Below are 11961 nucleotides of genomic sequence, written 5' to 3' on the forward strand. Positions count from 1 at the left end.
AACAACATGCACACAGAAATGCGTGAAATAAGTCACGTTTTTTCGTTGTTTTTCTGTTGGTATACCTATTGACAGCAGCGGTTTGAACAAAACGAAATTCGGTATAACTTTCGGATTTAAAAGGTATAACCCGTGGTTTTAGAAAAACCTGTCTGGTGCAGTTGGTGCCATACTGCACAGCGATACAGAATACGTGCCTGGGAATGTGCCTGAGAAGAGTATGAGTATGTAAGGCGATAGGTAAGGCAATAAGGCAGCGCAATGGCAAGAACACCGCTGCGGGGGTTAGGACATCATGATGGTGTCAGGCCCGGCCGGATATGAGATTGAGATGGGTTTGATACGGGACTGGAGAGATGCTTTGCGGCCTGCAAGCTCAGGCCGGGAGTGCTTCACCAGTGTTGTATATGTTGCTGTTGCATACAGGAGTCCCTGGCCTGTTGACTGGTGAAGCGGGCGGCAGGGTGAAATCAGTTCAGCGTGAATGACAGTTTGATTTCTGCTTTGAACAGCTTGCTCACCGGGCAGTTCTGCTCGGCGTTTTTCGCAATCTCAGCAAATTTGGCCTGCTCAATACCAGGCACCTGTGCCTTGACCGTTAATTGGGAAGTGGTGATGGTGCCGCTGGCGGGGTCCAGCGTGATATCGGCCTGGGTGTCAATCTGTTTGGGTGTAAAGCCTTCTTTGGTCAGCAGGCTGCTGAGCATCATGGTAAAACAACCTGCATGTGCGGCCGCCAGCAGCTCTTCGGGGTTGGTGCCAGCACCGTTTTCAAAACGGGATACAAAAGAATAAGGTGTGCTGCTCAGGGTTTTGCTTTGGGTGGAAAGCGTGCCCTGGCCTTCTTTGATGGTGCCTTGCCAAACTGCGGTTGCGCTGCGTTTCATATTTAAACCTCCAGTGTTTGTGTGAGTGATGATCGTACAAAGAGTATAGGCGGCAGGGCGGATCATGTCGGGGGCATGGTTATCAGTCGGTGACCGCATATATCACTGATGGAATGATGTGCTGTCGGTTTGGGATGTGCTAAAACAGAAAATGATATGCTGTCCATTAAAACCGTATTGTGCAGATAGGATGAACACATGCTGAAATCTTGCTCAGAATAATCCGGGTATCAATGCCTCAGAAGCTCTGCGGCTGATGCAGACGGGTGTTATCAGTCAAGGATGGGAAGTATTCAGGATGGGGGGCTGTATTTGCGAAATTCGTATGGATGCCGGCACAGTCATTGAAACAGAAGTGGTGAATATGTCGGATTCGTGAGGGGCTTGTGATGAAAGCCTTGGTTTGTATTGTGGGCAGGATTATTTTTCATATGCTTTATATTAGAAAGGCCATATGTCCAGGGTATGGGGTCGTATATTTAAGAGTGCAGTTTATATTTTAGGGGGCATTATTTTGCTGGGCATACTGCTTATCGGTGTGGATACGTTTCAATATCACCAGGCCCATCGTAAAGCGGAGCAGTTCTGCGCTCAGTATCTTTTTGGGGCACCCGTTGATGTAACGCAGGTTATGCATAGTGCTGTACAGGCAGGGGCCGATCCGCGCCAGGCACACTTCATGTCAGATCAAAAAAGCGCAGTATATGAAAATCAACAATCATTGGATGCGCTGAAAGGGCCGCAAACCGGTAAGGTCATCATGGTGTGGAAAACGCTTTTAAGCAGCAGGTGTGTTTGCAGCATTGAGGTCACTGAAAACCAGGTAGCACGGGCACATACGCGGTATCTGGACTGACAGAGCGCAACGCCAGCACCCGTTGGCTATTCAGTATGAACAGCCGCCAGGTGCCGGGTATGCATTTCAAATCTATACAGGCGTGGCTAAATACTGGCGATCAGCCCGCCATCCACCCGGATCACAGAGCCTGTAATATAGCTGGCGCGTTCGCTGGCCAGAAATGTCACCATATCGCCGTATTCCTGTGGTTTGCCGTAGCGGCCCACTGGAATGGAGGCAGTGCTTTCTGCTGCCACTTCAGCAACCGGACGGCCTTCGCGCTGCGCCTTGGCTTCGTCCAGATAGGTGATGCGTCCGGTGGCAATGCGTCCGGGCAGCACGATGTTGGCAGTAATGCCATCACGCCCCACTTCACGCGCCAGTGTTTTAGACCACCCCACCAGCGACAGGCGCAGCGCGTTGGACAGCCCCAGATTGGCAATGGGAGCAATCACGCCGGACGATGTGCTGGTGATGATGCGGCCCCATTTGCGCTCACGCATACCGGGCAGTACCCGGTCGGTAATGGCAATCACCGAAAGCACCATGCTGTCAAAGTGCGTCCGCCAGAGTTCGGCTTTTTGTCCATGGGCTGGTGTGGGTGGCGGGCCACCGGTGTTGTTCACCAGAATATCGACCGGCCCCAGTTCGGCTTCAATCTGGCGCACTTTGTCATCAATACAGTTCAGGTCGCCCAGGTCCCATTGCAGCGCCATGGCTTTTTGCCCAGCCTGGGTGATTTTGTCAACGGTGGCCTGTGCGTTGGCCTGCTGGATATCGGCCACTGCCACTTTCACGCCTTCACCGGCCAGCGCCTGCGCAATGGCGCCGCCCAGACCGCCACCACCGCCCAGTACCAGGGCCACTTTGTTTTTGATTCCAAGTTCCATGAATATTGATCCCGTTTTTGTTGTTACATGCATCGGCCGCATGAATTCATGAGCGATGCGCGTTTGCTTGTTATTTACACCAGCCCATTTTATGCGGGAGCGTATGCCCGTAATGACCGGATGTTTATCGCACTGACGATGGTCATGGTAAGGGCTGTGCCAGTGCCGCTGCTGTCTATAGACATATTGGTTATAAAAAAATAAAAAAATGATGGTTTGAGATTGCACAAAACGGGTGAACAATGGTTCTCCTTCTTCGTATTGTGGGGCAATCATGTTTTCTCGGGCTATGGGTCTCTTTCAGGCAGTTCAGGTGTAAGTCATGGACTACCTGCCGCTTTTTCATAACCTTAAACAACGCCGCGTGCTGGTGGTGGGTGGCGGCGAGGTGGCTTTGCGCAAGGTGCGCCTGCTGCTGGATGCCGGTGCGCAGGTGCGTGTGGTCAGCCCGCAGGTGAATGCCGCGTTGCAGGAAATGCTTGCCATCCCATATAACCATCTGCATAACCATCTGCATAACCATCCGCATAGCAATCCGCATGGAAATCAGCATGGAAATCAGCATGACAGTCTGCATGAGGTGGTGGAGCGTGCTTACCAGCCGGGTGATATGCAGGGGTGTTTTCTGGTGGTTGCCGCCACCGATGACCGGCGGCTCAATGAACAGGTTGCGTACGATGCCAATGCGCGCGGCATTCCGGTCAATGTGGTGGATCAGCCTGATTTGTGCAGCGTGATTTTTCCGGCCATTGTGGACCGCTCGCCGCTGATGGTGGCGGTATCCAGCGGGGGGCACTCCCCGGTGCTGACGCGTTTGCTGCGTGCCCGGCTGGAAAGCTGGATTCCAGCTGGCTATGGCCGCCTGGCACTGCTGGCTGGCCGCCTGCGTGAAAAGGTCAGGCAGTGGCTGCCCGATATCACAAGCCGCCGCCGCTTCTGGGAGCAGGCCCTTCAGGGCCCTATTGCGCAGGAAGTGCTGGCCGGGCGTGAGCGCCGCGCTTTCCGCTTGTTTGAACAGGCTTTGCACACACCGCTGCAACCGCCGCAGGGCGAGGTGTATCTAGTGGGGGCCGGCCCTGGCGACCCGGAGCTGCTGACCTTTCGTGCGCTGCGCCTGATGCAGCAGGCCGATGTGGTGCTGTATGACCGGCTGGTGGCGCCTGCCATTGTCGATATGTGCCGGCGTGATGCCGAGCGCATTTATGTGGGCAAACGCCGCGCTTACCATGCGCTGGCACAGCAGGAGATTAACCAACTGCTGATTGACCTGGCCCTTCAGGGCAAACGCGTATTGCGCCTGAAAGGGGGCGACCCGTTCATTTTTGGCCGTGGCGGGGAAGAGATTGAACGGCTTTCCGAACACCATATTCCGTTTCAGGTGGTGCCGGGCATTACCGCTGCCAGTGGTTGTGCCGCGTATGCCGGCATTCCGCTGACGCACCGCGACCATGCGCAATCGGTGCGCTTTGTCACCGGGCATTTGAAAGACGGTACGGTTGAACTGCCCTGGGCGGAGCTGATTGCACCGGGGCAGACGCTGGTGTTTTACATGGGGCTAGTGGGTCTGGGTGAAATCTGCCGGCAACTGGTGCTGCACGGCATGCAGGCCACCACGCCGGTGGCGCTGATTGAGCAGGGCACTACCGCAAACCAGCGTGTGTTTACCGGCACGCTCCGTGACCTGCCCGACACCATTTCACAGCATGATGTGCATGCGCCCACGCTGATCATTGTGGGCTCGGTCGTCACACTGCATCAGCGGCTGAACTGGTTTGAAGGCCATACCAGTGGTGTGGATGTGTCGTTCAGTTACTGAGCGTGTCCACGCTGAAGAAGGGCATGCGAAAAGGCTCTGCCCCTTGGGGTCAGGGCGGATGCACCGGGTTGGATTGCTGATGCTATAGATCAATTTGTTATAACGGCATTTAAAAAAGATAGTTTGAATTTGGAGCAAAAGAATGAACAATTGTACTCATAGAAATTTTGCATGAACATCATCCCATGAATGCCACAGCCTTTTTACTTACAGCCGCATCCACAGCCGCTTTGCCGCATGCATGCGATGCGGGCCGCCGTCCTATAAATGGCAATATGGATGAGCATGTGCATGACCGGGTTGCGATTTTCCGGCGGCGAATGCATGCATGTCCTGCCGGCATGTGTTGTTGCTGATATCAGCATATGTATTACTGAATCGCAAGATTCACATTTGTTTGTTAAAAAACTTTTCCACGCATGGTGCATGGACGTGCCATGCTGCGCCCAACAAAAACAGGACTGATCATGAATTTCAAACGTATTGCCAAAACCATTACCACTTTACTGGCCGCCGGTGTCACTGCCTTGTCTGCTGGTGCATTGACAAGCGCCTATGCACAGGGTGCGCAGGGAACACAGGGCGGGGCGGTGACGCTGCTCAATGTATCCTACGACCCCACGCGTGAGCTGTATCAGGCGTATAACAAGGCATTTGCCGCACACTGGAAAGAGACCACTGGGCAGACAATCACGGTACAGGCATCGCACGGCGGCTCGGGCAAGCAGGCACGTGCGGTGATTGACGGGCTGCAGGCCGATGTGGTGACGCTGGCGCTGGCTGGCGACATTGACGCGCTGAACCTGCAGCAGCCGCTGATCGCCAAAGACTGGCAGGCCCGGCTGCCGCACAACAGCACGCCATATACATCAACCATTGTTTTTCTGGTGCGCAAGGGCAACCCGCAGGGCATTCATGACTGGGACGACCTGGTGAAAGACGGCGTGGAGGTGATCACGCCCAACCCCAAAACATCGGGCGGCGCACGCTGGAACTTCCTGGCGGCCTGGGCCTATGCCAAACACCGCTATGGCAGCGATGAACGCGCGCTGGAATTTGTGACCGAGCTGTATCGCCATGCACCGGTGCTCGATACCGGCGCCAGGGGCTCCACCATCAGCTTTGTGCAGCGTAACCTGGGCGATGTGCTGATTGCATGGGAAAACGAGGCCTATCTGGCACTGGCCGAACAGGGTGGCGACCAGTTTGAAATTGTCACACCATCGCTTTCCATTCTGGCCGAGCCGCCGGTCGCGGTGGTAGACAGCGTGGTGGACCGCAAAGGCACGCGTGAAGTGGCCACCGCCTACCTGAACTACCTGTACAGCGACGAAGGGCAGCGCATTGCCGCGCAGAACTTCTACCGCCCGCGCGATGAAAAAATTGCTGCCGAATTCAAGAGCCGTTTTGCCGAGCTGAAACTGGTGACGATTGACCAGGAATTCGGCGGCTGGGACAAGGCGCAGCCGTACTTCTTCAATGATGGCGGCGTGTTTGACCAGATCTTTGAAAAGATCAACCACTGATACGCGCACAAAGCATAACAGCGCATAACAGAGAAAGGAATCAGCCCCCATGTCTTCGCGTCGCACTTCCATTCTGCCCGGCTACGGCCTGACGCTGGGCTGCACGCTGACCTGGCTGTCGCTGATCGTGCTCATTCCGCTGGCGGGCATGTTCATCTATGCCAGCCAGATTGACATGGCGCAGTTATGGAAGCTGCTCACGCACAGGCAACTGCTCGCAGCACTCAAGCTCTCGCTTTACACCGCGCTGGTGGCGGCGTTTGCCGCTTCCATGCTGGGCGGGCTGCTGGCCTGGGTGCTGGTGCGCTACCAGTTCCCCGGCAAAAAGCTGATGGATTCAATGATTGATCTGCCTTTTGCACTGCCCACCGCGGTGGCAGGTATTGCGCTGACCGCGCTGTATGCACCGCAGGGGCCGATCGGTTCGGTACTGCCGTTCAAGGTGGCGTATACGCCGCTGGGCATCATTGTCGCGCTGGTGTTTGTCACCATTCCGTTTTCGGTGCGCACTCTGCAACCGGTAATACGTGATATTCCGCGCGAAACCGAAGAGGCCGCGCGCTGCCTGGGCACCAAACCGTGGCAAACGTTTGTCTATGTGCTGTTCCCGGCGCTGTTCCCGGCCTGGCTCACCGGATTTTCACTGGCGCTGGCGCGCGGCATTGGCGAATATGGTTCGGTGGTGTTCATTGCCGCCAACATTCCGTATAAAACCGAGATACTGCCGCTGCTGATTGTTTCCAAGCTCGACCAGTTTGACTACGTGGGCGGCACGGTGGTTGGGGTGCTGATACTGCTGATTTCATTTGTGCTGCTGTTTGCCACCAACCTGATACAGCGTTACATCAAACCGGCCAGCCTGCTGTGGATGCTGCGCCGCCTGCGTCTGCCCGCGCTGGCGGGTAAAGGCCTGGCGGATAAAAGTCTGGCGAATAAGGAGGCTGCATGAAACAGCAGGCCGCACTGTCTCAAAATACCGCTGGGCAATCTGCCGGGCATATTCCCGGCAAAGTCTCTGGCAAAGTTCCCGGCAGGTTCTCCGGCAAATTGTCCGGGAGGTCTTCTGAAAAACTTTCCGCAACATTCACCAAACAGCGCCTGAGCGCCGCTGTGCTGATTACGCTCGCGTGGCTGGTGTTTGCACTGGTGTTCATCAGCCCGCTGCTGGTGGTGCTGTTGCAGGGCTTTTCAAAAGGGCTGGGTGCTTTTGCGGCGGCCATCAGCGAGCCTGACGCCATTGCCGCATTCAAACTCACGCTGCTGGTGGTGCTGATTTCGGTGCCGCTGAACATGGTGTTTGGTGTGGCGGCAGCCTGGTGCGTGAGCAAGTACGAATTTCGCGGCAAAAGCGTTCTGGTCACGCTGATCGACTTGCCGTTTTCCGTCTCGCCGGTGGTGGCAGGCCTCATCTATGTGCTGCTGTTCGGCTCGCAAAGCCTGTTTGCCGGTTTCCTTACTACGCACAACCTGCAGATTGTGTACGCTGTGCCAGGCATTGTGCTGGCCACCATTTTTGTCACGTTTCCGTTTGTGGCGCGCGCGCTGATTCCGCTGATGCAGGAGCAGGGCTCGCAGGAGGAAGAGGCCGCCCGCGTGCTGGGTGCAAGCGGCTGGCGCATTTTCTGGCATGTCACACTGCCCAACATCCGCTGGGCGCTGTTTTACGGCGTGGTGCTGTGCACCGCCAGAGCCATGGGCGAGTTTGGCGCGGTGTCGGTGGTATCGGGCCACATTCGCGGGCAGACCAATACGCTGCCGCTGCACATTGAAATTTTATACAACGAATACAACATGGTGGCCGCTTTCAGCGTGGCTGTGCTGCTGCTGGGCATGGCCATGGTGGTACTGCTGGTACGCCAGTACAGTGAAGCGCGAATTCAGCGTGCCCGGGGCAGAAAGAAGAGTCAATACAAAGAGGTGCAATTATGAGCATAGGCATTCATCAGGTCAGCAAGTGGTTTGGCGACTTTCAGGTACTCAAGGGCATTGACCTGCAGATCAACAGCGGCGAACTGGTGGCGCTGCTCGGGCCTTCGGGTTGCGGCAAAACCAGTCTGCTGCGCATCATTGCCGGGCTGGAGCAGCCCGACGAAGGGCAGATTGATTTTCATGGCGAAGACGTCAGCGGGCACGATGCGCGTGAGCGCCATGTGGGCTTTGTCTTTCAGCACTATGCGCTGTTTCGCCACATGACGGTGTTTGACAATGTGGCTTTTGGCCTGCGCATGAAGCCGCGGCGCGTGCGCCTGCCCGAAGCGCAGATTCGCGAGCGCGTGCAGCACCTGCTGCAAATGGTGCAACTGGAGTGGCTTGGCAAGCATTACCCCGATGAACTCTCCGGCGGGCAGCGCCAGCGCATTGCACTGGCCCGCGCGCTGGCGGTGGAGCCCAAAGTGCTGCTGCTCGATGAGCCGTTTGGCGCGCTGGACGCCAAGGTGCGCAAGGAACTGCGGCGCTGGCTGGCCCGGCTGCATGAAGAAATTCATCTGACCAGTGTGTTTGTCACGCACGACCAGGAAGAAGCGATGGAAGTGGCCGACCGCATTGTGGTGATGAACCAGGGAAAAATCGAGCAGATCGGCTCTCCGGCGCAAATCTACAACCAGCCTGCAAGCGACTTTGTCTACCACTTTCTGGGCGACGCGAACCGCTGCGTGCTGGCCGGTGAGGCGGTGTTTTTCCGCCCGCACGAGGTGCTGCTTTCTGCCGCCAACCAGGCCGGGTTTTATGAGGCGGTGGCGCTGGACATTCGCCCGCTGGGCGCAGTCACGCGTGTCACGCTGCAACCTGCGAGCCAGGCCGATACGGTGCAGGCACAGCTGGCCCGGGACGACCCCAGCCTGAGCCTGCTGCAGCAGGGGCAGCGGGTGTATTTCAAGCCATTTCCGCAGGCGGTCAATTTTTCCTGATTGCTTTTCCTGATGTTCAACCTGTAACTGTTCCCATAAGAAAAATCACGACAAAAAGAGTAAAACGATGTACACCTATACCGACTTTGACAAACAGATCATCCGCCAGCGTGCAGCCCAGTTCCGCGACCAGCTCGGGCGCTGGCAAAGCGGCCTGCTCAGCGAAGACGAATTTCGCCCGCTGCGGCTGCAAAACGGCTGGTACGTGCAGCGCCATGCGCCCATGCTGCGTGTGGCGGTGCCTTACGGCGAACTGTCCTCAAAGCAGTTGCGCCAGCTTGCGCACATTGGCCTGAGCTATGACCGGGGTTACGCCCATGTGACCACAAGGCTGAACGTCCAGTTCAACTGGATACCGCTGGACCAGGCGGCCGACGTGATGGATTTGCTGGCAGACGTGAACATGCACGGCATACAGACCAGCGGCAACTGCATTCGCAACATATCGACTGATGCCTATGCCGGTATTTCGGTAGACGAAGCGGTGGACCCGCGCCCCTACTGCGAACTGCTGCGCCAGTGGAGCACGATGGAGCCGGAGTTCACCTTTTTGCCGCGCAAGTTCAAAATTGCCGTGACCGGTGCGGCTGAAGACCGTGTGGCGCTGCGCTGGTATGACGTGGGGCTGCAACTGCTGCGCAACGCGCAGGGCGAAGTCGGCTTTACCGTGTATGCGGGCGGCGGCATGGGGCGCACGCCCATCATTGCCACGCAGATACGCGACTTTCTGCCATGGCATCAGGTGCTGAATTACCTGCAGGCGATTGTGCGTGTGTACAACCTGCATGGCCGGCGCGACAACATGCACAAGGCGCGCATCAAGATGCTGGTGAAAACGCTGGGGCAGCAGTTCATAGACGATGTGGAGCGTGAGTATGACGCCATCATTACGCACGAAGGCGGGCCGCACACCATTGCACAGGCAGAGCTGGAGCGCGTGCAGGCCGGTTTTCCGGCCACGCCGCCGGGGCTGAAAGCTGCGGGTGAAGAAGCGGGCAGCGTGGGAGTCAGTACAGGGCCTGTCACCGAAGCTGAAGCCCTGGCCTACCAACGCTGGCTGGAGCGCAACGTGAAAGGCCACCGGGTACCAGGGCTGCGTGCGGTGAACCTTTCGCTCAAACGTGTGGGGCAAGCACCGGGCGATATCACCAGCGCGCAGATGCTGGCTGCGGCTGAACTGGCCGATGCATTTTCTGCCGGTGAACTGCGTACCACGCACGAGCAGAACCTGGTGCTGCCGTGGGTGCATGAGCAGGATTTGCCCGCAGTGTGGCGGCTGGCGAAAAAGCACGGCTTTGCCGCGCCCACCATCGGCCTGCTGACTGACATGATCACCTGCCCGGGCGGGGACTTTTGCGCGCTGGCCAATGCGCGCTCCATCCCCATTGCGCAGGCGCTGATGGAGCGCTTTGAAGACCTGGACGAACTCTACGACATTGGCCCGCTGGGGCTGCACATATCAGGCTGCATCAATTCATGCGGACACCACCACAGCGGGCATATCGGTATTCTGGGCGTGGACAAGGACGGGCAGGAATGGTACCAGATCAGCGTGGGTGGCTCTGACGGCAGTGAGCTCAGCGGCGCGCCCGTGCCGGGCAAGGTGATTGGCCCCTCGTTTGCCGGAGATGAAGTCACACCCGCCATCGGTGCAATGATCATGACCTATCTTGGGCTGCGCGAAGGGCGCGAATACTTTATTGATACACTCCGGCGCGTGGGCGCTCAGCCGTTTAAGGACGCTGCCAACGCGGTGCGCCAGACAACCGGGGCTGCCAGTGCCGACAAAGAAGAGGCTTACGCATGAGTTCAATTGCGCAGGAACCGCTTCCGATTGATTTGCTGGATAAAGCGCCAGACGAAGGCGCCACGCTCAGCGCGTGGCTGGCCGGGGAGCAGGGCGGCGGCACGATACTGCTGGTTCCCGAAGATGACGTGCTGCAACTGCAGGGGCACCTTGCTGGCGTGCAGACGGTGGTGCTGCAGTTCCCGAAAGCCACCGATGGGCGCGCTTTCAGCCAGGCCAGGCTGCTGCGCCAGCGGCTGGGTTTTACCGGGCACCTGCTGGCTGCGGGCAGCTACATGATTGACGAACTGCCGCTGATGTGGCGCTGCGGCATTGACCAGGCGATTTTACCGGCAGGCCAGAGCCGGGCCGATGTGCAGCGTCTGTTTGGCCTGTTCACTGATTTTTACCAGGGCGATGTGCACGAAACCCGCCCGGCTTTTTCCCGTGGTTTTGCACGGGGCACTGCGCACGGCACTCTCTCAGCGAAAAAAGGCGGCTGACGATGAAAGCGATTGACCTGTACGCGCACCGCCACCACGCCGGTTTTGAGCAACTGGTGCAAACGACCGAGCAGTTGCTGCAGGACGTCTGCCAGCGCTATACCCCGCTGGTGCAGGCCACCAGCCTGGGTGTGGAAGACATGGTGATTACCGACCTGATCTGCCGGCTGAACCTGCCGGTGCAGCTTGCCATGCTCGATACCGGCGCGCTGCATGTGCAGACGCTGACGCTGAAAGACACGCTGGAGCAGCACTACCAGCGTGAAGTGAAAGTGTACCGCCCTGATGCCGCGCACCTGGCGCAATTTGTGGCGCAAAACGGCACGAAGGCCATGTACCAGAGCGTGGCGCTGCGCAAGGCCTGCTGCCAGGTGCGCAAGCTGGAGCCGCTGCAGCAGATGCTGGCCGGGCAGGCCGGCTGGATTACCGGGCTGCGGCAGGAACAGTCGGACGCGCGCGCGCATGTCGATGCGGTGCAGGACGATACGCAGCCACATGCCCAGCCGCGCGTCAAAATCAGCCCGCTCAAAGACTGGAACCTGGGTGACGTGTGGCACTATGTGCAACTGCACGGCGTGCCTTACAACCCGCTGCATGACGCGTTTTACCCCAGCATCGGCTGCGAGCCATGCACCCGGGCCATTACGCCGGGTGAAGATTTTCGCGCCGGGCGCTGGTGGTGGGAACTTGAGGGCAGCAAAGAGTGCGGCCTGCATGCGCATGCAGCGCAGGCCTTGCCCGATGTGGCGGCCGTTCCTGTATCAGTTTTAAAAAAACAACCTGTTTGAATCATAGAGTGAAGAACA

The 11961-nt window shown here is 57.7% G+C and carries 11 protein-coding genes; 9 read left to right on the forward strand and 2 right to left on the reverse strand.

All coding sequences use genetic code 11. From position 1 onward, the window contains the following. Positions 1-470 precede the first annotated feature (470 nt). A complete protein-coding gene (locus AACY98_RS02965; protein WP_339801395.1) occupies positions 471-887 on the reverse strand; it encodes an OsmC family protein in 417 nt (138 codons plus the stop codon). 942 nt (positions 888-1829) lie between these two features. Further along, positions 1830-2615 (reverse strand): SDR family oxidoreductase, encoded by a 786-nt coding sequence (locus AACY98_RS02970; RefSeq protein ID WP_339801398.1) that lies wholly within the window; start codon positions 2613-2615, stop codon positions 1830-1832. Between the two features lie 48 nt (positions 2616-2663). Here AACY98_RS02970 and AACY98_RS02975 point away from each other — a divergent pair, with 48 nt between their 5' ends. The 9 genes from AACY98_RS02975 (at position 2664) to AACY98_RS03015 (ending at position 11943) form a co-directional block, all read left to right on the forward strand. After that, entirely contained in the window at positions 2664-2819 is a 156-nt protein-coding gene (locus AACY98_RS02975; RefSeq protein WP_339801402.1) for a hypothetical protein, read from the forward strand. A gap of 118 nt (positions 2820-2937) precedes the next feature. After that, positions 2938-4431, forward strand: a complete 1494-nt coding sequence (gene cysG / locus AACY98_RS02980) for a siroheme synthase CysG (RefSeq protein WP_339801405.1) — start codon at positions 2938-2940, stop codon at positions 4429-4431. A gap of 467 nt (positions 4432-4898) precedes the next feature. Continuing rightward, positions 4899-5957 (forward strand): sulfate ABC transporter substrate-binding protein, encoded by a 1059-nt coding sequence (locus AACY98_RS02985; protein WP_339801408.1) that lies wholly within the window; start codon positions 4899-4901, stop codon positions 5955-5957. Positions 5958-6006: 49 nt separating this feature from the next. Continuing rightward, a complete protein-coding gene (cysT, locus tag AACY98_RS02990) occupies positions 6007-6906 on the forward strand; it encodes a sulfate ABC transporter permease subunit CysT (protein ID WP_339801410.1) in 900 nt (299 codons plus the stop codon). Positions 6907-7004: 98 nt separating this feature from the next. Beyond that, the gene (cysW, locus tag AACY98_RS02995) at positions 7005-7886 is read left to right on the forward strand and encodes a sulfate ABC transporter permease subunit CysW (protein ID WP_423817511.1); all 882 of its coding nucleotides are present in this window, start codon (positions 7005-7007) and stop codon (positions 7884-7886) included. After that, positions 7883-8866, forward strand: a complete 984-nt coding sequence (locus tag AACY98_RS03000; protein ID WP_339801416.1) for a sulfate/molybdate ABC transporter ATP-binding protein — start codon at positions 7883-7885, stop codon at positions 8864-8866. The genes cysW and AACY98_RS03000 overlap by 4 nt, the downstream gene beginning before the upstream one ends. 67 nt (positions 8867-8933) lie before the next feature. Then, positions 8934-10673: a nitrite/sulfite reductase gene (locus AACY98_RS03005; protein WP_339801419.1), complete on the forward strand. Its 1740-nt coding sequence runs from the start codon at positions 8934-8936 to the stop codon at positions 10671-10673. Further along, the gene (locus AACY98_RS03010; RefSeq protein WP_339801421.1) at positions 10670-11155 is read left to right on the forward strand and encodes a DUF934 domain-containing protein; all 486 of its coding nucleotides are present in this window, start codon (positions 10670-10672) and stop codon (positions 11153-11155) included. The genes AACY98_RS03005 and AACY98_RS03010 overlap by 4 nt, the downstream gene beginning before the upstream one ends. Before the next feature lie 2 nt (positions 11156-11157). Beyond that, entirely contained in the window at positions 11158-11943 is a 786-nt protein-coding gene (locus tag AACY98_RS03015; RefSeq protein WP_339801424.1) for a phosphoadenylyl-sulfate reductase, read from the forward strand. The last annotated feature ends 18 nt before the right edge of the window (positions 11944-11961 follow it).

Origin of the sequence: Saezia sanguinis (genome assembly GCF_963921665.1) — a bacterium.
GTDB classification, from domain to species: Bacteria; Pseudomonadota; Gammaproteobacteria; order Burkholderiales; family Burkholderiaceae_C; genus Saezia; species Saezia sanguinis.